The sequence below is a fragment of the Hymenobacter jeollabukensis genome (assembly GCF_005771675.1).
Taxonomy (GTDB): Bacteria; Bacteroidota; Bacteroidia; order Cytophagales; family Hymenobacteraceae; genus Solirubrum; species Solirubrum jeollabukense.
Genome location: NZ_VAJM01000016.1, coordinates 49,712 through 73,461, shown reverse-complemented (window position 1 = coordinate 73,461; position 23,750 = coordinate 49,712). Strand labels below are relative to the sequence as shown.

The 23,750-nt window shown below is 62.4% G+C and carries 28 protein-coding genes; 7 read left to right on the top strand and 21 right to left on the bottom strand.

Annotation, left to right across the window (positions count from 1 at the left end; genetic code table 11):
• The first annotated feature begins 195 nt into the window (after positions 1–195).
• Genes FDY95_RS23080 through FDY95_RS23070 form a run of 3 tightly spaced genes read left to right on the top strand, consistent with a single transcriptional unit; the run spans position 196 to position 2,347 of the window.
• Positions 196–1,131 (top strand): replication initiation protein, encoded by a 936-nt coding sequence (locus FDY95_RS23080; protein ID WP_138081563.1) that lies wholly within the window; start codon positions 196–198, stop codon positions 1,129–1,131.
• Complete coding sequence (locus FDY95_RS23075) at positions 1,128–1,697, top strand: Uma2 family endonuclease (RefSeq protein ID WP_138081561.1); 570 nt, start codon at positions 1,128–1,130, stop codon at positions 1,695–1,697. The genes FDY95_RS23080 and FDY95_RS23075 overlap by 4 nt, the downstream gene beginning before the upstream one ends.
• Positions 1,694–2,347 (top strand): hypothetical protein, encoded by a 654-nt coding sequence (locus tag FDY95_RS23070; RefSeq protein WP_138081559.1) that lies wholly within the window; start codon positions 1,694–1,696, stop codon positions 2,345–2,347. Before FDY95_RS23075 ends, FDY95_RS23070 begins: the two co-directional genes overlap by 4 nt.
• Before the next feature lie 1,018 nt (positions 2,348–3,365).
• On the opposite strand, the gene FDY95_RS23065 is transcribed toward FDY95_RS23070, so the two are convergent.
• The 5 genes from FDY95_RS23065 to FDY95_RS23045 all read right to left on the bottom strand — a co-directional run bounded on the left by FDY95_RS23065 (position 3,366) and on the right by FDY95_RS23045 (position 6,577).
• Positions 3,366–3,869 carry a hypothetical protein gene (locus FDY95_RS23065; RefSeq protein WP_138081557.1) on the bottom strand — a complete coding sequence of 168 codons (504 nt, stop codon included), beginning with the start codon at positions 3,867–3,869 and terminating at the stop codon, positions 3,366–3,368.
• A gap of 14 nt (positions 3,870–3,883) precedes the next feature.
• Positions 3,884–4,777, bottom strand: a complete 894-nt coding sequence (locus tag FDY95_RS23060; RefSeq protein WP_138081555.1) for a hypothetical protein — start codon at positions 4,775–4,777, stop codon at positions 3,884–3,886.
• A gap of 195 nt (positions 4,778–4,972) precedes the next feature.
• Positions 4,973–5,263 carry a hypothetical protein gene (locus FDY95_RS23055; protein WP_138081553.1) on the bottom strand — a complete coding sequence of 97 codons (291 nt, stop codon included), beginning with the start codon at positions 5,261–5,263 and terminating at the stop codon, positions 4,973–4,975.
• Between the two features lie 133 nt (positions 5,264–5,396).
• Positions 5,397–6,038: a hypothetical protein gene (locus tag FDY95_RS23050; protein ID WP_138081551.1), complete on the bottom strand. Its 642-nt coding sequence runs from the start codon at positions 6,036–6,038 to the stop codon at positions 5,397–5,399.
• A gap of 146 nt (positions 6,039–6,184) precedes the next feature.
• The gene (locus FDY95_RS23045; protein ID WP_138081549.1) at positions 6,185–6,577 is read right to left on the bottom strand and encodes a hypothetical protein; all 393 of its coding nucleotides are present in this window, start codon (positions 6,575–6,577) and stop codon (positions 6,185–6,187) included.
• 534 nt (positions 6,578–7,111) lie between these two features.
• Here FDY95_RS23045 and FDY95_RS23040 point away from each other — a divergent pair.
• Entirely contained in the window at positions 7,112–7,525 is a 414-nt protein-coding gene (locus FDY95_RS23040; protein WP_138081547.1) for a hypothetical protein, read from the top strand.
• 115 nt (positions 7,526–7,640) lie between these two features.
• On the opposite strand, the gene FDY95_RS23035 is transcribed toward FDY95_RS23040, so the two are convergent.
• The 9 genes from FDY95_RS23035 to FDY95_RS22995 form a co-directional block, all read right to left on the bottom strand.
• A complete protein-coding gene (locus FDY95_RS23035) occupies positions 7,641–8,282 on the bottom strand; it encodes a hypothetical protein (RefSeq protein WP_138081545.1) in 642 nt (213 codons plus the stop codon).
• 94 nt (positions 8,283–8,376) lie between these two features.
• Positions 8,377–8,994, bottom strand: a complete 618-nt coding sequence (locus tag FDY95_RS23030) for an LPD29 domain-containing protein (protein ID WP_138081543.1) — start codon at positions 8,992–8,994, stop codon at positions 8,377–8,379.
• Between the two features lie 32 nt (positions 8,995–9,026).
• The gene (locus FDY95_RS23025) at positions 9,027–9,497 is read right to left on the bottom strand and encodes an HNH endonuclease (RefSeq protein WP_138081542.1); all 471 of its coding nucleotides are present in this window, start codon (positions 9,495–9,497) and stop codon (positions 9,027–9,029) included.
• A 226-nt stretch (positions 9,498–9,723) separates the two neighbouring features.
• Positions 9,724–9,969, bottom strand: a complete 246-nt coding sequence (locus FDY95_RS23020) for a hypothetical protein (RefSeq protein WP_138081540.1) — start codon at positions 9,967–9,969, stop codon at positions 9,724–9,726.
• A gap of 72 nt (positions 9,970–10,041) precedes the next feature.
• The gene (locus FDY95_RS23015; protein WP_138081538.1) at positions 10,042–10,470 is read right to left on the bottom strand and encodes a hypothetical protein; all 429 of its coding nucleotides are present in this window, start codon (positions 10,468–10,470) and stop codon (positions 10,042–10,044) included.
• Between the two features lie 24 nt (positions 10,471–10,494).
• Positions 10,495–10,956, bottom strand: a complete 462-nt coding sequence (locus FDY95_RS23010) for a hypothetical protein (protein WP_138081536.1) — start codon at positions 10,954–10,956, stop codon at positions 10,495–10,497.
• A gap of 408 nt (positions 10,957–11,364) precedes the next feature.
• Positions 11,365–11,910: a hypothetical protein gene (locus FDY95_RS23005; protein WP_138081534.1), complete on the bottom strand. Its 546-nt coding sequence runs from the start codon at positions 11,908–11,910 to the stop codon at positions 11,365–11,367.
• A complete protein-coding gene (locus FDY95_RS23000) occupies positions 11,907–12,302 on the bottom strand; it encodes a hypothetical protein (RefSeq protein WP_138081532.1) in 396 nt (131 codons plus the stop codon). Before FDY95_RS23000 ends, FDY95_RS23005 begins: the two co-directional genes overlap by 4 nt.
• Before the next feature lie 69 nt (positions 12,303–12,371).
• Entirely contained in the window at positions 12,372–12,893 is a 522-nt protein-coding gene (locus tag FDY95_RS22995; protein ID WP_138081529.1) for a hypothetical protein, read from the bottom strand.
• Between the two features lie 209 nt (positions 12,894–13,102).
• On the opposite strand from FDY95_RS22995, the gene FDY95_RS22990 reads away from it, so the two are divergent.
• Together FDY95_RS22990 and FDY95_RS22985 are read left to right on the top strand one after the other, a co-directional pair.
• Complete coding sequence (locus tag FDY95_RS22990) at positions 13,103–13,678, top strand: hypothetical protein (protein WP_138081526.1); 576 nt, start codon at positions 13,103–13,105, stop codon at positions 13,676–13,678.
• Positions 13,679–13,697: 19 nt separating this feature from the next.
• Positions 13,698–16,838 (top strand): PGAP1-like alpha/beta domain-containing protein, encoded by a 3,141-nt coding sequence (locus tag FDY95_RS22985; RefSeq protein WP_138081523.1) that lies wholly within the window; start codon positions 13,698–13,700, stop codon positions 16,836–16,838.
• A 76-nt stretch (positions 16,839–16,914) separates the two neighbouring features.
• Here FDY95_RS22985 and FDY95_RS22980 read toward each other — a convergent pair whose 3' ends face one another.
• Positions 16,915–18,375, bottom strand: coding sequence for a hypothetical protein (locus FDY95_RS22980; protein ID WP_138081520.1), 1,461 nt, complete (start codon positions 18,373–18,375; stop codon positions 16,915–16,917).
• A gap of 257 nt (positions 18,376–18,632) precedes the next feature.
• On the opposite strand from FDY95_RS22980, the gene FDY95_RS22975 reads away from it, so the two are divergent.
• Complete coding sequence (locus FDY95_RS22975; protein ID WP_138081517.1) at positions 18,633–20,372, top strand: ABC transporter substrate-binding protein; 1,740 nt, start codon at positions 18,633–18,635, stop codon at positions 20,370–20,372.
• 449 nt (positions 20,373–20,821) lie between these two features.
• Here FDY95_RS22975 and FDY95_RS22970 read toward each other — a convergent pair whose 3' ends face one another.
• From FDY95_RS22970 to FDY95_RS22945, 6 genes are all read right to left on the bottom strand, one after another.
• Positions 20,822–21,085 (bottom strand): hypothetical protein, encoded by a 264-nt coding sequence (locus FDY95_RS22970; RefSeq protein ID WP_138081514.1) that lies wholly within the window; start codon positions 21,083–21,085, stop codon positions 20,822–20,824.
• Positions 21,072–21,266 carry a hypothetical protein gene (locus FDY95_RS22965; protein WP_138081512.1) on the bottom strand — a complete coding sequence of 65 codons (195 nt, stop codon included), beginning with the start codon at positions 21,264–21,266 and terminating at the stop codon, positions 21,072–21,074. The genes FDY95_RS22970 and FDY95_RS22965 overlap by 14 nt, the downstream gene beginning before the upstream one ends.
• A 16-nt stretch (positions 21,267–21,282) precedes the next feature.
• Positions 21,283–21,741, bottom strand: a complete 459-nt coding sequence (locus FDY95_RS22960) for a hypothetical protein (protein WP_138081509.1) — start codon at positions 21,739–21,741, stop codon at positions 21,283–21,285.
• Between the two features lies 1 nt (position 21,742).
• The gene (locus FDY95_RS22955; protein ID WP_138081506.1) at positions 21,743–22,234 is read right to left on the bottom strand and encodes an ASCH domain-containing protein; all 492 of its coding nucleotides are present in this window, start codon (positions 22,232–22,234) and stop codon (positions 21,743–21,745) included.
• A gap of 69 nt (positions 22,235–22,303) precedes the next feature.
• On the bottom strand, positions 22,304–22,807 hold the full coding sequence (locus tag FDY95_RS22950; RefSeq protein ID WP_138081503.1) for a hypothetical protein: 504 nt from the start codon (positions 22,805–22,807) through the stop codon (positions 22,304–22,306).
• A gap of 112 nt (positions 22,808–22,919) precedes the next feature.
• The gene (locus FDY95_RS22945; RefSeq protein WP_138081500.1) at positions 22,920–23,597 is read right to left on the bottom strand and encodes a hypothetical protein; all 678 of its coding nucleotides are present in this window, start codon (positions 23,595–23,597) and stop codon (positions 22,920–22,922) included.
• Positions 23,598–23,750 lie beyond the last annotated feature (153 nt).

Sequence of the window (23,750 nt, the reverse complement as noted above, 5' to 3'; positions counted from 1 at the left end):
TCATGTAAGCCGTTCGCTATCTGAGCATTGAGTACAGGTTGAACGCCGTTTGATAAGCGAAAAACGACTTTTGATACGCGACGTGCGACGTTTGATAAGCGACAAACGACGTTTCGTAAGGAGCACCGACTACGTTTGATAAGCCAAAAACTACACCTGTTATCAACAGTGGTTTTTCGTGCGTATCATTGGCTCATGGAGTCGTCACAACTGGAAGTCCGCGAGCCGCACCAACTCGAAGTCCGGCAGCACAACGCCATCACCACGGCGCGCTACGAGTACTCGGAAATTCAGATGGACCTGCTGTTTTTCCTGCTCTCGAAGCTGCGGCCGGAAGACAACACGGGCAAGTACGAGCTGAGCATCCGGGAGCTGTCCCAGCTCACCGGCAAGCAGTACAACTACAAATACCTTCGCAAGGCCACGGAAGACATGGGCTCGCGCATGTTCGAGGTTGAGGATAACGAGGCCTACCGGCAGATCTGGATGTTTGAAGGCGTTACCTACGTCAAGGGAACGGGCAACATCATCTTCGAGCTGACGCAGAAGATCCGCCCGTTCCTCTACGAGCTGAAGGATAACTTCACCAGCTTCCAACTCTACGCGGCGCTGAACCTGTCGAGCAAGTACGCCAAGCGCGTCTACCAGATTACCTCGCAGTGGAAGGATAAGGGCGTTACCCCGAAAATGAGCATCGAGCGGCTAAAGCGCATGCTCAACGTCATCGACAAGGAAGGAAGCGACAAGTTCTACCGCCTCAGTTCCTTCAAGGCCCGGGTGCTCGACGTGGCCACCGAGCAGATCAACGCCAACACCGACCTGCAGGTCGGCTACGAGTTGATCAAGACCGGGCGCACCTACACGCACCTGCGGTTCACCATCAAGCGCAAGAAGGAACAGCAGCTGCTGCTGGCCTTCGAGCACCCCATCGATGACAGCAAAGCCGCCGCCTGCAAACGCAACCTGGAAGAGCTGCGCATCATCCGCCCCGACCTGGTGCAGCAGATCCTGAGCAACCCGGACCTGGTGGCCAAGGTTAACGCCTTCGTCTACGATCTGCGAACGGAGAAAATCAAGGCCACAAAGAACCCAGGTGGCCTGTTGCTGAAAACCCTAGGCCTGGTCGCATGAGCAGCCCGACCGCAACCTATTCCTACTCTGATTTCCGCGAGTGGGCATTCGATGGGGACTTTATCGAACTCATCGAAGGCCGGCCCTGGCACCGGCGCATGGCGCCAGGGCCGGTTCATCAGGTAGTCGTCGACAACCTACAGGCCTTGTTGCAACCGGGCGCCGCCCGCGCGCACAGCCCACTGCTCACCGGCGGGCTTGTGTGGCTGACCGCAGCACCAGGTACTGACGCGGCTGCCGATACGGTGGTGCGGCCGGACCTGTGCCTAGCCCGCGACCCGGCCCAGGTAGACGGCCACGGGTGCATCGGTGCGCCGGACTGGGTTATCGAGGTATTGGCAGCCGGCAGTACCGCCCACGACCTCAAAACGAAGTTCGACCTCTACCAGCGGTACGGCGTTGCCGAGTACTGGCTGGTGACGCCGGAGCTGCGGTGCATCATCGCGTACGTGCTGCGCGCAGGGCAGTACCAGCTGCAGGGCGAATACGCGGGGCCCAGCGCCGTTCCCGTGCAGACCTGGCCAGGGGTTGCTGTTTCCTGGGCCGACGTGTTTACCGGCGTATGAGCACCGCCCGCCTCGATCTGGACCAGTACCGGCAGCCGGCTACCGGCGTCGGCCTCATCGTGTACGACATACCGGCCACCGCACCGGTGCACCACGGCTCGCCGGCGCTGCTCCAGCTCGTGCACGACTTCCTCGGCCGCTACGAGGCCTGGGCGCACCGGGCGCTGAGCTTCGAGACCAGCATCACCCAGCAGCCCAACATCACCCGGGCCCGCGTCGACGTGGCCACGCACGACGGCCGCCGCGCCCGGCTGCTGCTGCCGCTAACCAACTCCGACTCCACGATGCACGCCAACGTGAAGGAAGTAGGGGAGCTGTACCAGGTCGTGCTGCGCGGCCGCGACAACCCGCCGGCCCAGCAGCGCCACCTGGCCGACTACGCCAGCCCGAACCCCAAATGGACGTACCTGCTGCGCCGGGACGAAACGACGGCCGTAAAGCGCCGCATCCTGCAGGAGTTCCTGAGCGCGCACGGGGTGTACCGCGTCAGCTACCGCTGCACCCGCGACCCCGAGGCGCCGGGCTACCTGGTAGTCGATGCCTTCGCGCCGGCCGGCAACGCGAGCTTATTGATTCACCTGGCGCCGGAGCACCACGAGCAGCTGCAGGAACTCGAAGCCCTGGTGCAGGGACACTCCGCCCAGGGCTGAGCCGCCAAACGAAAAAAGCCCCCCGGCAGAACCGGGGGGCTTTCCATTCTCTTAGTGCAGCAACTATTACCGGCGCTAACGCCGGCACTACCTTGTGTATTTCAATTTCAGCACCGGGCGCCGGTGCTTTTCCATGGGTCGCAAGCTAACGAATCATGGGTTTTTTACTATACATAACGAAGTAAACTGCATAAACTTTAAAAAAGTTTTACTTAAGCTATTGATTATCATTAGCTAAATAAAGGATAAGCTACTGTTTTTGCACTTTGCCTCTATGCTCGGCCACTTGACCGTGCAGCGCTGGGGCTGCGCGCGGCCGTGGCCACGGCCCGCAGGGTAGGGGAATGGGGCCGCGCCGGCGCGGCCCCCCAGTGCGCGCAGCTCTCCGTCGGCCGGTTCGCCGGGCGTCTCCGGGCGGCGTGTTTTCGGGCCCCTGGTGCAACTCGTCTTTTCGGTGGTGTTCCGGGCTGCGGATCTGCCGAACGGCGCTCCTGGCGCCCGTCTGCCCTGCGCAAGGCCCGGTTACGGGTCGCCCTGCCCGCCGGCACGGTCCCTAAAAGCAATTTTACTACCGCTTCGGTGGGTGCCCCAGATAGCATTCTCTTTTTCTTTCTCTCTTACCTATAAGGAGTCTGTTTCAACTAAATGTCAGTTCCGTAGCGAAGAATTGTCAATTCCGGTATCGGGTAATTGTCAGCTGTTTCAGCTAATTGTCAGTTTGTAGCAGACAATTGCCAGCTTGTTTCAGCTAATTGTCATCCATGTTTCAGGTAATTGTCAGTTGCTGAAGCCGCAAAAGCTGCTGCAGTAGCTGCTAGCTACACCCGTATTGGCGGTACAAGAGGCAGAAACAAGGCAGTATAAAAAAGCATAAAAAGCCTATTCCGCAGATAGCAAAATAGACTTTTTTATGCCTTTTATACCTGGTGTATTTGGCTGTATTCCAGCAGTTTATGCCGCCTTTTTAAGCTGCTCTGAACTCTGGTTCTTGGTAAGAGTTACGGGCCCCTGAGGCTGGCTACTCGAAGAGGGTGGGGGCGGCGAAGCGCAGCAGCTCCTGGCCGTCCGGCTCGGTGAGCCGGTCGAGGTACACCTTCACATTGCCGGCGCGGGCGCTCCGTTGCGCGTCGCTTTCGCGCTGCCACACCTGGTAGAGCTGCGGGTAGGGGTAGAAGTTCATCTGGTCGAACCCGGCCCCGAAGAAGCCCTGCGCCATCCCTTGCACCTGCTCCCGCTGCTCGTGGGCAACGTGGTTGTAGACCCAGCTCAGGAAGGGCACGGTATCGGCCGGCAGGTCGAAGTAGGCGACGGTCTGGGGGACGGTGTGCGCGCCCATGTGCAGCAGCAGCTGCCAGAGCGGGTAGTCGCTCTTCTCGGCTTGCCAGTAGGCCACCACGTCCTTGCGGCCGGGGCCCAGTACCTGTCCGGCAAAGGTCCTGGTACCGGGGTCCGCTTCGAGGGCTTTGCCAAAGCCGTAGTCCTTTACCCAGTCTTTCGTTGTCAGGCACCGAAAGTTGTACATAGCGAAGATGATGGTTAGAGGGCCAGCTGCTGTTGCTGCCCGGGCAGCTGCAGCGTCTTACGCTTGGTCAGCACCACCAGGTAGGGCGGGGGCAACTTGCCGGTGGCCTGGCGGGCCGCAAAGTTCGGGCGCACCTTCCGCACCTCGGCCGTGAACGGCAGGTCGCCCAGCCGACAGACGCGGTCGAGGTAGTCGCGCAGGCGAGTAGCCCGCAGGCGGTCCGTGCCGCCCATCAGGTTGGCCACCTCGCACAATTCCTCGAAATCGTCCTCCAGCGTGTCGAGTAGCTTGCGGTTTTCTTCCTGCCACATGCCCCACTTCCAGATCAGGCGCAGGAACAGCCGGCGCCCGGCCACCCAGGCGCGCGGCCGGCCCACCTGCCGCGGCTGGCCGCTCTTGGTGGGTTTGCGCTCCGTGTCGGCTTTGCCGCCTTCGGTCACGAGGCGCAGGTAGTCCTCCAGAAAGAACCGCTGGCCGCGGTGGTGATTGTTGCCGATGAAGCCGGCCAGCACGTCCATGCTGTAACGGATGGCCTCGGTATCCTTGCGGTGCTCCTCGTTGCGGTTGGTGATCAGCCGGCCAAACACCTGAATTGATTCCCACTCCACCATCACCTTGCCGTCGGGCCCGGCGACCTGGTAGCGCTTCGTGCGGTCAAAGGTCGCGTTCCGGCTCATCATCATGAACAGCACGTAGTCGAGCTGACTCACAATTTCCGCCTTCGTGGTCGGGGAATAATCCTTCAGTTGCTCGCGGTCCTTGTCGGTGAGCTTGGTCGTGGCAATTTGCCGGGCGTGGTTGAATTCCTTGCAGAAGTCCTGGGCGTGGAAATACACGCGCTGGTGCACCTGCAGGTTGATCGGGTTGGTCTTGTACGTGGGCCGGTGGGTCTTGTCGGCGATGAACACCAGCAGATCCAGCGCGATGCTCTCGTATGGACCATATTGTTTCAGAATGTGAGGAAACCTACAAAAGTTGGAATCCAGGTATACTGGTCGTACCTTGGTCATGTCCAATGCCTATCCCCGTGTCCAGCGGGGGTGAACTACTAAAAAACCCGTCATGCGCCAACATGATGGGTTTTGTCTTTAAAGGGGTGCGTTTTACCGACCGGTAGCCGGCTCAGCAGCAGAGTCGTCGCTTCCTTTGTCGGGGTCCTCAAGCTTCAGCACAAAAGCAAACAAGGCCGCTGGGTCGAGCTTTAACATCTCGGCCAACTTCTCCAGGTGGCCAACCGGAAGCAAACGCGGGTTATCGATGCGTTTCTTGAGCGTGCGCATGTCCGGGGTCTTGGTCTTGATACCAATCTGCCGGTGCGACAGCCCGCTGACAGTGAGGAGCTCTTCCAATGAGGTCGCTTGGTCCAAGGCGTCTTTTGGCAGCTCGTTAGTCACGGTATTCCGGGTAAGGGGCATGGATGCAGGGAAGGGCGTAGATGGAACTTGACGTAGCCAAGATACCACCTACACCAGCCAGGCAAGAAAAAACGGGCAAGTAAGCCCTCAGAGGGACTGATTCGACGGTTTGCTAAGCCATCACTACTGAACGGCCGCTGTTGCTGCCGCCCCGCGGCGGGGCCGGCTGGCAGTGCAGGGCGCCAGCTTCGTTGAGCAGATCCTCCGCCTCGTACTTCAGTTGCAACGCCTGCAGCAGCTGGGTGGCCAGCGGGCCGGCCAGGCGTTCCTGCCGCTCCAGCAAGTAGCGAGCTTCCAGTGCCAGCGCCACCGGCGCCTGGATGTGGCGGACGGCCAGCACCTGGTTGGTGTCGGCGCACACAAGTGTCAGCGGCAACAGGAACGTTTCGCTCGGGCGCTGCTGCAGCAGCTCGACCTGCGCGTGCCACGTCTTCACCCCGTCCTTGCCCACCGCTTCGAGCAGGTGGTTGTAGTCGAGGCCGAAGTCGACGGCCCATTGGTTGTCACCACCAATATCGAACACGAAGAAGGGTGCACCTGGTATCGGCTCGCAGAACCCGTAGTAGATGGGGGCATTGCGGAATGCGTCGATTACCAGCGGCCCGGCTTTGCGGGCGTAATAAGCGATGTGAAACAGGTCGAACATATACGCGTCGATGGCGCCCCGCTCTTCGCCCGGCAGGACGTTTTCGAACGGGTAGGCTTGGCCAACGCGGATTTGGATGCAGTCGATGAGGTTGGTGTAATTCGGCATGGGTACAGATTCTTAGGATTCAAGCGCAGGCGGCGCGGTAGCGCGGCCCACCATCGGGCAGATAGAATGCTCGGAATCTGTATTCCACATAGTGCTCTTGAAGGCAGTCATCGGATGGCAGTAAACGGTGGGGCTTCGAAGACTTACTAGGCGACCAGGAGCATAGCGACTCGCTGGGCAGTCTGAGCATGCGCCAGGAGACGGGCCTGCTCAGCTTGGTAGGGGACGTAGGCGGGGCGGACGATGGCCGCCTGCGCGTAGCAGGTGCGGGCCAGCTCGTAGGCCTGCGCCAGCAGCTGAAGCTGCTGCGGCAGCTCCTGCACGCCGGCCAGGCGGGTAAGTAGATCCTGGCCCTGCTCGATGTGTTCGGGCGAGCCCAGGGCCAGCGCTGCGGCCAGTTCGGTGCGAGCCTGGTCGAGCATGGTAGCGACCATGGACGGGTTCAGCCCCAGTTCGTGGGCCATCCGCGCGTACACGCGGTCGGCCAGGTCCTGGGCGTAGTTGTCGTGGGTCGGGGTGAGTTCAGTGATGCGTTGCATGGTGGTCAAAGGCGCAAAAAGGACGGGGGTGAGAGCGGTAGTTTTCATAGATAAGTATACGTTAGCGGGGTACCTATGTTGTATTTTTTACAATACTTAGCGTAATGAGTGGTGCTGGTCAAGTGAGGTGGTCTGGGACGGTCAGCGCGACGAAGGCGCGCCGATGAGCAACGGCGAATCGGGTCCTTCTCGCGTCCTGTGACGGGCACTTTGCCGGGGCAAATGGTACTTGAAAAGGATGGCCGCTGGCTTAACTCAGGCGGTGCAACTGCTTGGCGGTGTGAGCATAAAAGGCAAAAATGGACGTAAAAGGGTGTGACTGTGCGTTACAAAGGTTCACGGGTTCGACCTGCATCGAAAGGAAAGAACCCCGGTTCCTGTGACGGTATTGTGACGACACAATAAGCTAGACCAATCTGGGAAAACCCTCATTGCACCGCCCAAAGGCCGATTATCTCGTTCAATTTTTTGGCGTTTTTGGCGATTTCGTGACCAATATTAAGGGCCTGAATATTTATTTTGCTAAAGCTTAGTATGATTTATAAAAAAAGTTTAGAGCAACTTTGCATTAGCTTTAGATCACACAAACAGCACTTTTCTATGCCAGTTAAACCACGCCCCGTTTTCCTGTTTGATGCCGCAAAAAACCTGGTAAAGAAGTTTGAAGGCGGCTCCACCGCTTGCGGGGAGTATATCAAGGCAGCCCGCAACACCGTGCAGCAAGCTGCCGACCGCGGCAGCCTGATCGGCGGCATGTACTACGTCTCCTGGACGGATAAACTCAAAGTGCCCGAGCGAACGAAACACGACCGTAACCCGCTCGGGCGAGGCACGGCCTTTAACCGCGACGCCGGCTGGGACCGCGGTGCTGCCTCCGAGTTGCTCAGCCGCGACCGGCTGCGCAGCGACGACTACCTGCTCAGCGAAGCTGCGCTGGGCTTGCTCTAACCGCCACCTACTGCATTGGACAAACAAAGCCCCGCCGCTGGCGGGGCTTTGTGTTTCTGTTGGCCGTGGTTGCGGGCCGGCACCGGAGCGCCGGCCCGCAGGTAGCGGGAGAAGGTTACGCCGCCGCCCTAAACAAATCCCCCTGGGTGTAGCGGGGCGGGGTGGCCGCTGCGGCCGGCCGCAGCGGCACGGCCGGCGTGTCGTGGACCACAACCGGGCAGCGCGGCAACAAGCCCGCGTCGACGGCCGCCTGCTCCCGGCTTACGTGCACGTCGCCTCCGGGCACCTCGTGGCCACTGGGCCGCCGGCACACCGCGCCGGCTTTCTCTTTGCAATCAGGGCAGGCCACAACCGTAGCCGGGTGCTTCTCCCACTGCTCGCCGCAGTTCGCGCAGGCAAACCGGGACGCAAACACAATCAGCACCGGTCCGCACAAGGGCGGGCGCTCGTCGTCCTCGTCTTCGTCTACTTCGGCTCCCAACTCGGCCAGCGTGCGGTAGCACTCCGGCATGGGGCTGATGCGGCGCAGCACTTGCATAGCTTCCACCGCCGGCTCGACGCTGGGCTGTCCGCCTTCGTCCGCGACGCACCAGGCCGAAAACGTCCGCTGATCGGTGTCCAGGAATTCTACCTGTGCCGTGCGGCACCCCAGCGCCTGCGCCACGATGGGGGTAGTGTCGCTGTTAAACTTCAGGCTGAAGCCTTCGGGGTCGAGTGAGCAGGGCGCCTGGCCCGGCAGATAAAGAACGGCTCGCATATACTCATCAGGTTAAGGTGACTTGGAAAAGGAGTGGGCCTGCCTCCCAGGGGCGGGGCTCGATGCCCCGCCCCTGGGAATCCCCCGGCCCGGCCTAGGCCGCTGCTCGGGCCGGCCGGTAGATGGCCAGCGTGTGCAGCGGGCCGCTGCTGGTGGGCTCGGCCTCCACCTCGACGGTGTAGCCCTGGGCGCGCAGCTTAGGCGCCCACTGCTCGAAGCTGTGGGCTGCGTCGTAGCTGCGGCCGGTCAAAATGCCGTTGCCGTGCTGCTCGCCAAACGAAACCCCATCAGTGGGGCTGCCGCCGGCCGTTAGCAGGGCAAACATGCCGCGTAGCTGCTCGCTGAGGGCCGGGGCTTGGTACAAGTCCAGCCCGCTGCACCAACGGCCGTAGCAGGCCGAGTACTCGCGCCGGGTGTGGATGAAGTCGGCCCCGTAGCTTACCCGCTCCAACTCCCCGCCCGCCGTGACGCTGGCCGGCCCTTCGCGGTACGTCATCAGGTCCTGGCTGCTGTCGAAGTCAGCCCCGCGAAACTGGCTGGTGACTTGCTGCACCGCCTTCTCGTGCGGTCCGTCCGTCCAGGCCACGTCAAGCGATGCGCCGCCCGCATACTCGCGGGTGCGCACCGAAAACTTGACGGCGGGAAATTGAGCTTTCAGGGCCTTGCGTACAAGGGCGGCGGTTTCGGCGGCGGTGAGGTATTTGGTCGGCATGGCGGCGGTGGCAGTAGGGGGGAAGGATGGGATTAGGCGGCCTGGGCGGTGCTGGCGTCCTCGCCGTAAATGAGTTCCAGCAAGGCTTTCAGGCAGGATTTGCGGCGGGCAATCATGGCTTTGGCCGTGGTCAGGTCGAGCTTGCGGCGGCGGGCGTTGGCAATGCCGCGCAGCACCTCGTCGGCATCGAGGCCGGTCAGGGCGCTGAGCGAGGCCACGAAATGAGCGCGGGGGCGGTTGCCGCGGGCGCTGTTGCAGGAAAGGCAGCAGGTAATCAGATTGGACGCTGAGGAAATAGCCCCGCCCTTGCTGTAAGGAATCAGGTGGTCGAGGGTCAGCTTTACCCCTTGCTCCAACCCTTTGCCGCAGTAGCAGCAAGCCAACCCGTCGCGCAGGTAGATGGCAAGGCGCTTGTGCTGGCTGATCCAGTTCATGCCTTGGTTTTTCTCCGTGCGGTTCGTCCGGGAGAGCAGCGGGGTGGTGGTGGAGCCGAGGATTTCCATAACTAAACGACTGACTGTCTTTTAGTTATTTAACGAAATCGCCCATCCTTATGTTGTATTTTTTACAACACAATAACCCCTATTTACGCCCCCCTGATTTTTCCCCCCTACTGCCCAATCGTCTAAAAAATGCCGAAGTAGTTGAGCACACTTCGTCGTCAGCCACCGGCAACAAAAAAGCCCCGCTGGGCTCAGCGAGGCTTCCGTTGCAAGGGATACCGTGGACCTACCCCGGCACTTCGCCGGTCAGCAGCTGCACGGCGGCAATGGCCAGGCCCACGAAGCAAACGCCCAGGCCGGCGTACCAGAGGTAGCGCAGCCAGCCGTAAGCCAGGCGGTAACTGCCTACCAGGGCCACGGCAATGACCAGGTGTTGCATCCACGCCGGCGGCGACTGCATCAGGAACACAGCGGCTACGATGAGGCAGAATAGCCCGAGTACAGCTTGTTGTTTGGAAAGGGTAGGTGCCATGGAGCAAAAATGTAGAAGTGAAACCAGATTCCCGTGAGGGTAAAGCAGTTACTACTACGTAGGCCGCTGAGCTTAGGCCGCCATGCCGGTCAACGGCCAGGCTACGTCGCCGGCGACGATGCGGTCTGCATACACGTTTACGCGTTGGTACGGCCAGCGCTGCAGCTGCCAGATCAGGTAGAGCTGCGGGTAGGGAAACAGCAGCTGCTGGTCCTGTTCCGGGCCCAACGGCTCGCAGTAGGCTACCCAGTTGAACACCCAACTCAAAAACGCTTCAGTATCTGCCGGCAAGCCGTAATAAGCCAGTGTCGTGCGCTTAGGGCGTGCGTCCTGGTAGCGTATCAGCTCCATCAGGGGCAAGTGCGACTTCGAACCCTGGTAGTAGTCGCCCAGGTGCTGGCCGCAGGCTTCGTTGAGGGCGCGGCGCAATCCGTAGTCGGTGCACCAATCGAAGCGCGGGAGCTGCGCCAGTGCGGCGGCGTAGGGCGCGGTAGGACTCATGGGCAGTAGGGGAGAAAGAGTACACTAGCCTACCGCCGGCGAAGTCGGTCCCTGCGGCGCTGCTTGCCCGTGCTCGAGTGCCACCGGTTGAGGTACCAGCGGAAACGAATCGTACACCAACATGGTGTTATCGTAGAAAATACCCCCCTCGTGCGCTTCCTCGAAGAATATGCGCGATTGTTCGGGTAGCTGCTGAATCACTTCCTGCAGCACGTCCTGGGACTCGCGCGACACACCGGTTAGCTTGTACGCATCCGTATGATGCAGGCCGGAGAAGTATTCTGCCAGGTGCGCCCGTAGAAACTCCTCCAGGAGCGCCGGCGAGGCCAGCAAAGCATCCACAAGCCGCCGCTCGTGGTCGGCAACGGCCAGCATGTCGGGGTCGTTGATTACTGGCTGGCCTTTCCAAGCCTTCTGCAGTACTGCGTCGGTTAGCCCCTGCGTGGTTACTTCGAAGGGTACCAGTAGGGTAATGGTTTTGCTCATAAGGGTTATGCCTGCCGGCATCGGGAGTTGCGAGTAAAGCGGTGGCCTATGCTGCGTAGAAAGCCGCAAAATGAGACGAGAAGACTTAGCTCATCATCGCCATCAGCTACTACATGAGTTAACAAGAGGGCACTAAACGCCGAAAGACCAAGAAAAAAGATCAAAAACAACGGCACAACGAAGAAGTCTTCTCCCAGGGCATTTGGAAAAGCTAGAAACAGCCACTGAGGCAACATGCACACCGAAGCTGCCATAAACAGCAAAATGAGGCTGCTACGAAAGGGCACCCGGTACCGCGTTGCAAGGGAACGTGGCAGGCAGTGGTAGACAATTATCATCCCCGCTACGAGCGCTGTCGAAATACTAGCTATGAGTGTTAGCATACCTGTTTACTTGGTTTTACGGGTCTTAGCTACCGGCTAAGTAGCGTGGGGCGTCCTGTAGCAGCTGGTGGCGCAGCAAGTGGTAGCTCTCCCTGGTGAGCTCCTGCAGCGGCTGCCGCTGGTACTTCCATTCGCCTTTCTTCCACTGCCGGCGGAACTCCTCGGCTACCAGCTGCGGGCTGCAGTCGCTGCGCGTGATGACCACGACGTCGCGCCGGGTACGGCCCGGCTGCTCGCGGTGCACCAACGTGGCCAAGAAGTAGCGCGGGTTGTCGTACCGCCCGGGCACCTGGTAGTCGTGGCGGAAAAAGTAGGTCATCAGCCGCCCGTCCGCCAGGAAGTACTGCGCGGGAATGTACGAGACCTGCCGGCTGCAATCGGTCACGGAAAGAACCGGCCACTCGGGCGCGCACGGGGGCAGCGCCTGGGCTGCCCAGTTGGTGCTGAACTCGCAGGCGGCGCCCTCCGGCTCCTCGTTGGGGTGGGCCAGAAACAGGCATTCCTGCACCGTGCCATCGGGCCGGAGCACCCGGGCGTAATACTGGTGTACCAGAGGGGCACTGTAGCTCATAGCTGCGGCAGTTTCAGGGCGGCTTTGCTCAGGCTGAGCGGCAAGTCGGCCAGCTCCCCGGACCACTCGGCGGCTACGCCGTCGACGCCGCCGCGGCCTCGGTCGCGGAAGGTCAGCCCAACCAAGCGGACCGTGCTGTCGATGCGCACGTCAACGCCTTTGCTGCGAAGCAGCTCCAGCAGCTCCAGCATGGCCACCGGATCTACCGAGTAGCGCGGCAAGGGCTGCCACCTCGGGTTACGCCCGCTGGACAAATAGCCGGGTACCAGCGGCGCTGTACGGGGCCGGAAGGTCTTGCGCTGCAGCAGGTGCCGGCCGATCAGCTCGTCCGTGTCGGGGCCAGCCTGCAGCTGGTCGATCTGCTCGGTACTCAGTCCGGTTTCGATTTTCATATAGCCGATGAAAGATACGAATTGCCGGGGTTCTGTGTTGTATAAATCACAACACGCCGGCGCTAATCTTTACTCGGCCGTGTACCAGGTTACGTGCCCCATCATGGCGCGCAGCGGGATCTGCTCAGCCACCTCCACCGCGCGCAGTACGCTGGCCTGATCCGGGTAGGCAGCCAGCTGCCGCGCCCCGATGGCACGCACCTGGCGCACGAATGCGGCCTCCACCGGCACGATGCGCAGGCCCTCGACCAGGTTGGTCGATGCGTTGATGAGGTAGAACGAAAGGGAAGCGTTGGTGGCCAGCTGCGCCCAGGCCTCGCCGAAGCCGGTGGCGGACCCGCGCAGCTGCAGGGGCACGTCGAACACCCGGTGGATGGCCGGAAATTGCACCAGCACGAAGGGCACGCCCGGGGCGGCTTCGAGCACCCCGTACAGGATCGGGCCGCGGCGCCACTGCTGCACCTCCTCCGGGCCGGGGTTGAGGTAATACACCACGTCGAAAAAATTCTCCGTCAGCCGGGCGCGGGCCTGCTCGTCGCCGGTCGTAATGTTGTTGAACGGGTAAGGCTCCCCTAGGCGGATAACGTACATATTAGCTTCCTGAAGCAGGCGTTACGCCGGCCTCTCGAAAGGTAGCCACAAACCGACGTTGCCAGGCGTAAGCCCGCCTGTAAAACATTGCCAATAATTAAACCATAGTTATACTAAAGTTACTACTTTTAGACATTGATTCATCCTCTAACCCTTTCTGCCATGCTGTTACCAGCTCCGGATTTCCTCACCTCCACTTCCCCCCCGCCATGTCCCTGATCCGCTCGTTCTCCAGCACTGCTCTTCTGTCGCTTTTGGCCCTGGGCGCCTGCAAGAAGAAAGAAGTTTACCCCGAACTCCGGTTGCCGGAAGCGACGCAGAGCGGCGCCAATACCGCCGGCGCAAAAGTAGACGGCCAGGTGTGGGTTCCCGAAACCAGCCTGTTTGTAGGAGCCCCGTTATCGGCCACGTACCAACGCGAAGGCAGCCGGCGCACGCTGCGGCTGTACTTCAGCCGGGTACCGGCCTCGGAAAGTGCGCCGCTCAACGAGACGAGCTTTCGCTTCCAGGTGGCCGACGTGAGAAGCACGGGCCGCATCGACCTGAACCAGGTTGCCCAGCCCACCTTCCCGTCGCTGACGGCTCCGTACGCCACGTTCAAGTACGCCAAGCCCTTCCCCGGCCGCGAATTCATTACCGGCCCCGATGCCACGGGGCACCTGACCATCACGCGTCTTGATACGGTCGCCCGGATTGTGGCCGGAACCTTCGAGTTCCAGGCCCGCGAGACCGGCGGCACCGGCACTGTCACGGTCACCGATGGCCGTTTCGACATGAAGTTCTAAACGCTACCCTCCCTCTTTCATGAAACGAATTTTTACTGCACTCGCCCTACTTCTGGGCGGGGCGGCTGCGCATGCGCAAATCCGAACGGCGGCCATTGCCCCGCAACCCGTTGACCCCCAACCTTACATCCCCATCGAAACGCGCAGCGACTACACGCAGCTCGTGGACAGCCTGATTTCGCCGCTGGACAAATCCCGCGTTCCGGGCGGCATTCTCTACGACCGGGTGTTGGGCACTGCTGGCTTGGAAACCTTCACCCAGTACTCGACGTCCTCGGCCTCCCACTTCTTTCAGAGCTATTTCGAGCTCTACCAGTCGGCTTACCAGTTCGGGGCCCTGCCGTATCAGCGCTCGGCGCTGCGCCAGGTCGCCGACGCCGAAGCCACGGCCGCGAAGCGCTCCGGTGGTGTCCTGCCCATTGGGGTGTTGGACTACCAGTTTGGCACCCTCGATACGCTGGCTGAGGACCGCGGCACCATCCGCGACGTGGACGGGCTGTACTACGATGGCTATTCCGGGTCGCCCTACCTCACCAACCGCGTCACGGTGGCCGCGCCGCTGGCTGATTCCGTCTACCAGACCGTGACGGTAACGATGCCCACCGGCTTTCAGCTCCAGAACACCGGCCGCAGCGTAAGCTACGCCTTTATGCAGGTGGGCTGGAACCAGGTGTACATTTCCCCAGGCGCCAAAACGAGCTTGATCTTCCCCGGCACCGGCTGGCAGAGCATTGGCTTTACCATCTACTTCAGCGACGGCTCCACGACGCAGGCGCACGCCACCGTGTTCGTGAAGGGCGCGGCGGCGGTGGCCAATCGCATCAATGTGGTCGAAGTGCCCTGGCCCACCACCGTCAAAAGCCGGCAGTGGCGCGACTACGATGGCATGTTGACCTACGGCGAGGGGCAGGTAAAGAGCATCATCTACCACCCGCTCGGCCAGTCGGACCGCAAACTGCGCAACCCCATCCTCGTGATGGACGGCTTCGACCCTTCGGACAAGCGCGACATCGACCAGATCCAAGCCGACTTCGCGCAGCTGGCGCCGGCCCTGCAGGTATCGGGCCGGGAACGGGACTTGGTATTGCTCAACTTCCCGATGACGTACCGCTTTGCGAGTCGCCCCAGCGGCGTAACCAATGAGCTGGTCGACGGCGGGGCCGACTACATCGAGCGCAACGCGCTGGTGGTCGTGCAGCTGCTCACCGAGCTGCAGTCCCACATGGCGGACCCCACGCAGAAAGTAACCATCATCGCTCCGTCCATGGGCGGCCTGATCACGCGCTATGCCCTGGCCTTGATGGAGAAAAACTACGCTGACGCCAATAACCTTGCTACGTACCAGCAGCCCTACTGGAAGCACAACGTGGACCTGTACCTGTCCTTCGACGCGCCGCACCAAGGGGCCGTCATCCCGTTGGGCGACCAGGTGTTCATCGACTACTTCAAGGGCGTATCCGAGTCGGCCGAAAAGAACCTGGCCCGCTTGAATTCGATTGCGGCGCAGCAGATGCTGGTGCAACACCAGCTGGACCTGAGCGGCCAGCGCTACCACATTCCCTTCATGCGCGCCCTGCAAAGCAACGGGCTACCCGGCTCGCTGGGCTGGCCCCAGCAAGTGCGCCGCGTGGCCCTGGCCAACGGCAGCAACTCCGGGCAGGCCAATGCCCAGGCCGGCGTTGCCGGCAGCACCGGCATCGAGCTCGACGTGGCCCGTACCGCCAGCGCCCAGCGCCGCAAATTCTTCTACCGCTCGACCACCTCGGGAACGCAGATTGCGGCCAATATGTACTTCTCCCCGAACGCGGGCACCCGCGGCCCGGTGTTCAACGGCGAAGCCACGGTCCTTGTCTCGCTGGTTAGGGATATTCACAAGCGCCGGCAGTTTACGGCTAACACGCCGTTCAACAGCTACGACGTGGCTCCGGGCGGCATCTACGACGCGCAGCAGCAAATTGTCTCCGGCACATTGAACGGCCCGCAAATGTCCGGCTACGTGTACCGCTTCACCACCGTGCGCCCCAACCATTGCTTTATTCCCACGGTCAGCGCGCTGGCTTACCAGTACCGCACCATTACCAGCGGCTACAACGGCGTGACCACGCTGCCCGACGCGTACACGAACCTGGCTCAGCGCCAGCTCATCTGCAACGACGAGACGCCGTTTGATGCGTACTACGCCTACACGGGCAACGCCAAGCACGTCACCCTGGACGCGCCGGCGCAGGCCTGGCTGGTGCGCGAGCTGTTCAACCAGACGCAAACGCCCACGTTCCAGGGCAGCAACAACAGCGCCATCTGCTTGAACGCCGCGTCGACAATTACGCTCAACGACTGCGGCTCGCGTACCGGCGCCACGTCGTACACTTGGACGCTCACCGGCCCGGGCGTGTTTGCCTCGACCGGCACCGCGACGGCCAGCGGCACCGGCCTGACGCAGGAAGTACGCAACAACGGCACGGCCGGCACCATCACCGTCAGCGTCGTGGCCACCCGCACCGGCGCGGCCCCCAGCCCGGCCGCCACCTACACGATCAACGCCTCGGCTGGCTCGCCGCTGACGATTGAGTACGAGTTTCAACCGGGTCAGGTCCGCCTCTGCCCCAACAGCTCGGTTACGGTGAAGGCCACCGGTCAAACCACGGGCCCGTACTATTGGACCCGCTCCTCGACCCGCGGCTACGTGGGGGGCACCCCGGGCACTTACCCGGTTGCGTTCCGGGCAACGACCTCGACGCCGTATTACTCGTTTGGGGTAGTTACCGCTACCATCGAAGTCACCGTAACGGCCCCTAGCTCCTGCTCGGGCGTCAACCTGCCCATCGCCCGCTTCCTGGTCACGCCGGATAACTCCGGCCGCTGCAACCCCTACAGCTTCCGCGTAGCGCCGGTGCCCAGCGACGGCTACGTAGAGGTTAGCTCCCTGGACGAAACGGAGCCTGCCGCCGTCACGGCCGCTACGCTGCAGCTACCCGATGACCAGAACCCGCACGCCTACCAGGTGGAGCTGTTCAACGACCGCGGCCTCGTGCAGAAACTGGGCAGCACGCGCACGGGCAAAGTGCGCATCGACACCTCGACGCTGCCGGCGGGCCTCTACCACGTCCGCATGCGCCGCGGCGGGCAGACCGAAACCCGCAACATTCAGATTACCCATTAACCTTCGCGGTGGGCCATACGGCGGCGGGGAGCTCCTGATCAGGGGCTCCCCGCTTTCTTTTTTCCACCGAGCGCTGTTAGCGCACTTCCTGGCGGCGCTGCTCCAACACCTGCAAGGTCAACGTCCACAACGCCTCGTAGGGAATGATTTCCACCTCGGCATACGCTTCCCCGGGCGCCGGCGAAGCGCGCAGCTTCTCGATCAGACCGGCGCCCTTCTTCGCGCAGGCCTGCGGATCGAAATTGAGTTTTACGACCAACTGCAGCAGTCGGAACATCAGGCGGCTGCGCGTGGCATTTTCCGTGCGCAGGTGCATGCCCTCATATTTTCGCAGCGACTCCAGGCGGCCCTGCAGGGCTTCCTCGTTGTTCTCGCGCAGAAAGTGAAAGAACTGCAGGATCAGGATGGCCACGTTGTAGCCCTGTTTGTTTTTGGCGTGGTCGGGTACGCGCTGCACCAGCTGAGCGAAGTGCAGCGGCCGCAAGCCGGCTTCTTTGGGCCGGACCAGGAACAGGTAAGCCCGGTACAGGTCCCAGCGCTGCGCGGCCGATACGACCAGCTTGCCGACGTTTGGATTTTGCTGCTGGCGCCGCAGCACGTCGGCCGCCTTGTCGTACTCGCCGGCGTGCATGGCCAGCAGCAAGTAGTTTTCGAGATAGGAAAACCAGTTGGTGCTCGATATGTGAAACGCGGCCAGGTAAGGCTCGCATACGGCCAACCCTTCCCGCAGCCGCCCGGTGCGCAGCAGAGCATACGTGTGATAGAACTTGGTAAACCGGCTGTCAAAGCGTTTGGGATTCAGCTGGCCCTGCGCAAACAAGGCTTCGGCCTCGCCGGTGATTCCCGCTACTTTTTCGAAATCACCCGCCATTTCCGCTGAAAACAGGCGCATCTTCAGCAGCGCGTTGTAGACCGTGTAGGACCTGGTCTGGTCCCAGAGTTCGGTAAGCCGGGCCACTACCTGCGGCAGTTTGGTGTTCAGCACCTCCGTGCGCACGGTGATGACCCCGCCTAACGCGGATTTGGTGGACCAAAACAAGTCTTCCGCTTCTTCCTCGGCCGCCCGAAGGGACACCAACCGTTCCAGTTCGGTTTGACACTGCCGAAACAGGGTCGTATCGTTGATTTCCACGGAGTAGCTGCGCATCATCTGCCAGCCCGATAGTGCCATCGACGTGAATTCGCCCTCCTCGGCGAGCCGTACCAGCTTGCGCAGCACCTGCGGCACCAGCCCTTGGCCTCCCTCCCGCCAAAGCACCGTAGCCTGGTGGTGCAGATCGAGGCATTGCTGCTCGTAGCGCCGGTGTACCGGGTGGCGGGAATCGGTGTTGTCCAGGAAGAACAAGTGGCTCATGAGCTTGTCCTGCAGGCGCTGTTTGAGCTTGCGCAGCGCCGCCTGGGTCGTCTCCGAGTTTTCCCCGTACAGCCGCCGGGCCAACTGGCTTTTGGTCAGGTTGGTTTCCGTCACCAACATCTGCAGAAACTCGGTTTCCCGCGTGGCATTATCGCCCTTGGCGCCAAATTCGAGCAGGGGCAATGTGGTCAGCCGTCGGTTCGTGACAATCTTGGCTAGGTTGATTAATTCCTGCATAGCGATTCTTCGGTCATCTGGTAAGTAGGGCGGCGGCCAGCCCCTGAACGGGTGCCGGCGGTGTGTATTGCCCGGGCCTATCTGCTCGTTACAACCGCATTCCTGCCGGCCTGGTGCCAGCTCACCGGCAAAGGTAAGAGGCAGTTCGCGCACCCGATGGCGCGGCCGTACTGCCTACCTTTGCCGCCTTTGCCGCATTGCTGATGATCTTCTCCAATCAAGTTCGCGCCTTTGTCTGCGCCCTGCTCGTGGCCACGCTGACCGGCTGCCCCGGGTCCAAGCCCCAACAAAGCACCGGCACGGTGCGCGTCGTGTGGCCCAAAGACCCGGAAAGCCTCTGCCCGGTCACGTTGCCCAATTCGTACGCCGTCCAGTCGATTAACCTGCTGTACCAGGGCCTGCTGGCCATCGACGCCGCCTCGCGCAGCCGTGTGCCGTGCCTGGCCGAAGCCATGCCGCGTGAGACCCGCGATGATTCGCTCACGTACCTGCAGTACCGCCTCAACCCCGCCGCTACCTGGGACAACGGAAAACCCGTGCTGGCCAGCGACGTGGCCTTTACGCTGAAGGCACATTTCGCCCCGGGCATACCCAACGAGGGCCAGCGCGCCATCATCGACTTTATCCAGGACATACGCCTCGACGCGAAGGACCCGCGCGCCTTTACCCTGGTCTGCCGTGGCCACGCGGCGACCCACGCGATTAACAGCGGCGAGTTTTCCGTGCTGCCGGAATACCTGCTTGATCCTACGGGCGTGCTGCGGGCCGTGCCGGTGCGCAGTTTTACTCGACCCGTTCCGAACCTGGAGCAGCTGCCGGCGGTGCTGGCCTTCCAGAAAGCATTCAACGAGGCCTCGCGCTGGCGTGACCCGCAGCAGCTGCGCGGCAGCGGCCCCTACGAGTTGGTGAGCTGGAACAACGGGCAGCAGCTCACGCTTGCCCGCAAGGCCCACTGGTGGGGCAGCCAGCAGTCGCATCCGGTGTTTGAGGCCAACCCCTCCCGCATCGAGTTCCACATCGTGCCCAACGCGGCGACAGCCATCCTGGCCCTGCGCCGCGGCGAGCTGGACGTCTACCCGATGATATCGGGGCCGGACTTTGCGCGCCTGCAGCAGTCGGCCGACAGCACCCGGTTCCGGTTCTATTCGCCGCCGTCGTTCCGGGTGGTCGTCATGGAAACCAACACCCAGCACCCGAAGCTGCGCAACGCCCTGGTACGGCAGGCCATGGGCCACCTGATCGACGTCGACCAGTTGGTGCGCGCCGTCACCTTCGGCCGCGGCCGCCGCACCACCGGCATCATCAACCCGCTGGAACGCTGGGCCTACAATGATAGCCTGCCCCTGCGCTCCTACGCCCCGGCCCGCGCCGCTGAGCTGCTGCAACAGGCCGGGTGGCAGCGCCGCGCCGACGGCTGGCACCTGCCCGGCCAGGCCCAGCCCGTCTCGCTGCGCGTCGCGTACGGCGCCGGCGAGCGGACCTACGAAACGATTGCCCTGCTCTTTCAGCAAGCAGCGCGGCAGATCGGGCTAGAAGTAGCCTTGGCGCCCACCGAGGGGGGACTGCTCTCGGAGCAGCGCCGCAACGGTGAATTCGAGCTGGCGCTGCGCACGCTCTACGGCAACCCCTTCTTCTACGACCTGCGCCCGCTGCTGCATTCCGATTTTGTGGGGGAACACGGTGCCAACCGCACCCGCTTCAGCAACCGCCGCGCCGATCAGCTGATGGAAAGCATCGTGGCCACCGGCGACTCGACCAGCCAGGCCCGGCAGTTGCGTCAGCTGCAGGCCCTGCTCTACGACCAGGCGCCCTACCTGCCGCTGTTCTTCGAGCCCTTCCGCGTGGTCGTGGGCAAGCGCCTCGACAACGCCCGGCCCACCGGGTTGGAGCCGGGGTTCGCGGTTGGCAGCCTGCGTGCGGCGGCTGAAGCCGGTGGCCGCTGAGCCCCGGCGGCGGGTGAAAAGGTGGATAACGCTCTTTACGCCGGCGAGACGCAAAAAAACACCCCTTGACGGTCAATCACTTACAAATATTTCGGGGTAAAAACCCGAATAAGGGGCGTTTTGCCCGTGACAGAGCAGAGGTGCGGTACTACATAGGGCATGGTTAGTATATTTTCCATGAGCCTCGCAGCCCTAGGGGTTGCCGCTCACTCGCTCCTCGTTGCCCTGCTGCACTTGCTGGCTTGGGTCCTGCAACACGCCGCTGAACTCGGCGCGTTTGCCCTCCTGTGCAAGGTTTTACACGCCTTGTTTAGCATGCTAGCAGCCTTCATCCGGCTGTGGCTAGCCGGTGTTCGGCTCCGCCGGCGCTACCGCCTCTGGTAGCCCCAGCAGCTGCTAGCGTATGCTCGCCCCCAAGGTGCACCTGGTGCGCTTTGGGGGCGTCGTCGTTAATGGTCGTCCACCCAGGCCAGCAACAACAGCCGTACCACCTCCATGCTCCAGCCTGCCATTGCCCAGGCCAGTGGCGGGGGGCCGGCGGGCCCGACCAATGCGGGCCAGCACAACACGGCCAGCGCCATCAGCATCATCTCAATGGTCATGAAGTCGAACATGGCTGGAACCACGCGGCCTTCCCGGATCTGGCGTCGGACTATGCGGGTGGCCAGGGCGGTCAGGACGCCGAGGCAGAGCCAGGCCTCAGGACTGAACATGGGTTTGGGACTTGGGGCGCAGATAGCCGCGGTAAGGGTAATACTGGCGGATGGCCGCCTGCAGGGCTCGGTTTACACGCACGGCCTGCACCACCTGGCCCGCAAGCCAAAGGATGCCTACGAAGAGAAGTGCCAGCACCGCCAGCAAAAGCGGCACGGGAACGGTTACGACTACTTGCATAGCATGGGGAGTAAGGTCATCTGATGGGATTAGTGGCAATGGATTCGGTACCGGCGCTAACCCAAACCTGGATCATGCTGCTAATGCGCATTTCCGGGTAGCATTCGGAGAACTGGCTCAGCGGCGTAATGCCGTGGAAGGGGTCGTACACCTTTTGGTCGTAGTACACAAAGGCGTACCAGTCCGGGCTGTCGACGCGGCGCTTTCCGTCGGCGCCCGGCTCGCGCTCAGGCTTCGGTGGTCCCAGGGCCCGCATCAGCACCGGGTATTCGGTGGCGGCATCGAAAGGCTTAAAGCGCTCCGAGCAGCTGTAGCCCAGCGCCCGGAAGGCCTTCTTAAAGTCTGTTGACGGCATCCGGCTGACCTTGCCCGTCTTGGCCAGCACCTCAACCAGCGAGTAGCCCGTCAGCATCATGATCAGGGCCTGGCAGTACCATTTGCGCTCGGCCACGAACTCAACTTCGTATTTGCGCATCTCAACGAGTCAGTATGGCCAGCTGCTGCTGCTGCACCGCCGGGGGCAAATGCCAGATGCGCTGCCGGCCGGCGCACGGAACGGGGATGCTCAGGGCCTGGGTGTCGTCGAGCGTCCACGCGAAGCGGCCGTGGCGGTAGTCGCCGTAGGCGCGTTGTGCCGGCGTGAGCTGAGCCGGGTCGAGCACCGCGCCGGCGTAGGCTTGCGGGTGCTCCTGGATCTGGGCCACCTCGCCCAGGGTAGTGATGGCCACGATGGCGCCCTGGGGCAGCGTGGCCAGGCTCAGCCCGGCCGCCTGCAGCGCGGCCATGATGTGGGGGTCGGCGGCGCACGCGGCCAGCACGGCGGCCGGCGTACTGGCCGTGGCGTGCAAAGCCAGCGGGCCGCGGTAGTCGGTGTACCAGGAGCGGGTTTCGTACCGCTTCGCGCGAAGGGCTGCCAGCGTAGCCCACGGTTGCCACAAGCTGATAGCACGAGTAATAAGAACGTCCATGGGTGCGGAGCCTTGTAAAATTCGACTAAAGTTAAACTAAACTTCAATCAAATCACTGACTCCGAGTGATTACCCCGCCGGCGGGGCCGCCTCCCGTGCCCGGGCCTCGTCCGTGCGGGCGCAGGCCCGCTCCCAGGCGGCCCGGGCCTCGGCGCAGTGGGCCTTGCGCAGCTCGGGGTCGTTGGGGTACTCCCGCTTCGCTTCCCGCTGCTTGTCGTTGAGGTGCCGTTTTTGAACGGCTTCCCCCGCCTCCAGCACGCTCAGCGGCAGTTCGACCGGCAGGGTGGGGAAGTCGCCCAGCTCCACGCCGAAGGCGTGCACCTTCGTTACCCCCGGGCTTTGCAGCTTAAACCAGTCGGGCAGCACCTCTGGGGTGCAAAGCACGCCGAGAAAGCCGTCGGCGTGGAAGTAGTAATTCACCACGGCCGGCCCGAAGTCATTCATGCGGATATACACCCGCTCGCCGATGGCCGGTAGCGGCTGCTTGCCCGACCAGATAAGATCCGCCGGCAACTCGGCGCGGGTAAGGACACCGGCAAATTTTTCGGGCATCTGGGGGGCGGGCTGGCTCATGGTAAACAAGTGAAAAAGTGGACGTTGCTTATAGTGTATTATACGGATTACGGCCTCTATATGTTGTAAAAAATACAACATATAGAGGCCGTATTTTCTGGCTTCGGCCGGGCTATTTTTTCCCCTGGGCCTGCTTACGGGCCTGCGTCACGCTGCCCACCATCGGAGCCATTTCGGTAACGCCGCTGAACAAGCCCAGGTCGAGCAACGTGGGTTTGGGCCCGTACAGGCGCTGCATTTCCTTGAATAGCCGGCTGGCCTGCTTGGGGTCGGCATCGAGCCAATGTGCCACGTCGGCAACCGAAACGGTCTGCCCGGCTAACAACAACTCCATGTTGGGGCTCAGCTCCGCGAAGGGTTCCGGCTCCGGCTGCGGCTGCAGGCTCAGGTAAACCGCGCCCTCGCGCTCGGGGCGGGGGTCGGTGGTGGCCCACGTATCCGGGGCCTCCCCGCCGTAGCCCTTCACCCGGACGGCGGTGTACGTGCCGGGCACCGCGGTGCCGCCGGCCTGCGCGATGGCCGCGGCCACCAGCTGCGGGCTGGTCAGGAAGTCGTAGCCGGCCGGGAACTGGTAGGGCAGGCGGTGCCGGGCGCTCAGGCGCAGCTCGCCCAGCAGGTTGCGGCAGGCGCCGTCCATCCAGACGGCCTGCACCTGGCCGTTGATGCTGGAAAACTCGCGGATGGGCGCGGCCACGTCGGCGTTGCGGGTGCTCATGTGGACGTAGGCGCCAACGCGGAAGCCTTTGGCAGCGGCCTTGGCTAGAATCTCCTGGGGAGTGGGGTAAGGCATAAAAACAGATTTGCGACGGTGAAACGATGAAGTAGGCGGGGCATCAGAACCCCCACGGTTCCCCGCTCGGCCAGTCGGCCGGCGGCGGGCCCAGCAGCCCGGCCGGCCCTGGGCAGCCGGGCTTGCACCGGCCGTAAGCCCCGCAGGCCGGGC